This is a genomic window from Bradyrhizobium sp. AUGA SZCCT0283, assembly GCF_018130385.1.
Taxonomy (GTDB): Bacteria; Pseudomonadota; Alphaproteobacteria; order Rhizobiales; family Xanthobacteraceae; genus Bradyrhizobium.
The window spans coordinates 1-1,587 of record NZ_JAFCLU010000105.1; the positions used below are offsets into that span (position 1 = coordinate 1).

Sequence of the window (1,587 nt, forward strand, 5' to 3'; positions counted from 1 at the left end):
AGACATGGCAGAGACGTCCGCGGTATTCGTCATCGGCGAACGGCATGTTCACCAATGGGACATGGGCATTTGTCGGGATGCCCCCCGTGGGTCGGTCAAAATCCCCCGGGTATGGTCACTTGAAACTCCCCCACCTGATGATCGCCGTCAGCGCCGCTGAACAGCAGTAGCCGGTCAGGCAGGACGTTTATGTTCGACCCCTTTAGCCAGCAAGGGGCCGGGGAGTTGAACGTCTTGAAGCGACATCTGCAAAGCACCGTACTTACATTACTTGATCGCAACACCAGCCAGCGCGAGATTCACCGGCTGACGGGTGTCGATCGCAAGACGATCCGGCGTTATCAGGCGCTGCGGGCCGGTGCGGAGGCAAATTCCCCCGGGGAAGTGACCACCGGCTCGGTGAGCGCGGACGGCCAAATTCCTCCACCCCGACCACCGGCTTTTGGGACATCGGAAGCGACGGTCACCAGCAGCCTGGCCCGTTCGGCTTGCGAAGCGCATCGGACGTGGATCGAAGAACAGGTCCGGCTGAAGCGGAACGCGCAGGCGATTTACCAGGACCTGGTTGATCAATTTGGCTTTCCGTCCAGCTACCAGAGTGTCAAGCGGTTTGTGCGCCGGTTGCGGCACGCTGATCCTGAGCAGTTTGATCGTCTTGAGTTCCTCCCCGGCGAGGAAGCTCAGGTCGACTATGGCGAGGGCGCGCCGACGGTTGATCCGAAGAGCGGGCGGTACCGTCGTCCCCGCCTGTTCGTGATGACGCTACGCTACTCGCGGCGCAGCTTCCGGCGGGTAGTCTGGAAGTCCAGCCAACAAGTCTGGGCGCAGCTCCACGAAGAGGCGTTCCGGTATTTTGGCGGGGTCCCCAGCTATGTCGTGCTCGACAACCTGAAGGAAGGCGTCCTCAAGCCGGATTTGTACGAGCCCCAGCTCAACCCGATTTACAGCGCGATGCTGGCTCATTACGCCGTGGTCGCCGATCCCGCGCGCGTGGCCGATCCAAATCGGAAAGGATGCGTCGAGAATGCGATTCAACATACCCAGGGCACTGCGCTGGCCGGACGGCGCTTCGAGACGCTGGAGGCGCAAAACGAGTTCTTGAGGCACTGGGAGGAGAACTGGGCTTCCAAACGCATCCACGGCAGCACGCGCCGTCAGGTCGAGGCGATGTTCCAGGAAGAGAAGCCGCACCTGCGGCCGCTGCCTGTCGCTCCCTTCCGCATCTTCACCGAAGTCGTCCGGACTGTCTGCGACGACACCACCGTACGCGTCGACAACAGCTATTACGCCGCGCGGCCCGCGCCGATCGGCAGCCAGGTCGTCGTGCGCATCTACACCACCACGATCGAGATCCGTGATCGCCACACCCGTGCGCTGCTGCGTGTTCATTCCCGGATGGCGCACCCCGGTTCTGTCGTCCTGCCGACCAGCGAACGGCCGTTCAACCCGTCGCGGCAAACCGCCGTGCTGCTGGCGAGCGCCGAGCGCATCGGACCGCAGACCAGGGCCTTGTGCCAGCAGGTGTTCGACACCGAAGGGCGCCCCGGACAGCGCGCGATGTGGGGCATTGTCGGGCTGGGCCGGAAG

The 1,587-nt window shown here is 63.3% G+C and carries 1 protein-coding gene; it reads left to right on the forward strand.

The annotated features are described in order from the left end of the window. Positions 1-189 precede the first annotated feature (189 nt). Positions 190-1,587, forward strand: a 1,398-nt coding sequence (istA, locus tag JQ624_RS38280; protein WP_212424023.1) for an IS21-like element IS1631 family transposase, incomplete at its 3' end; no start/stop codon positions are given.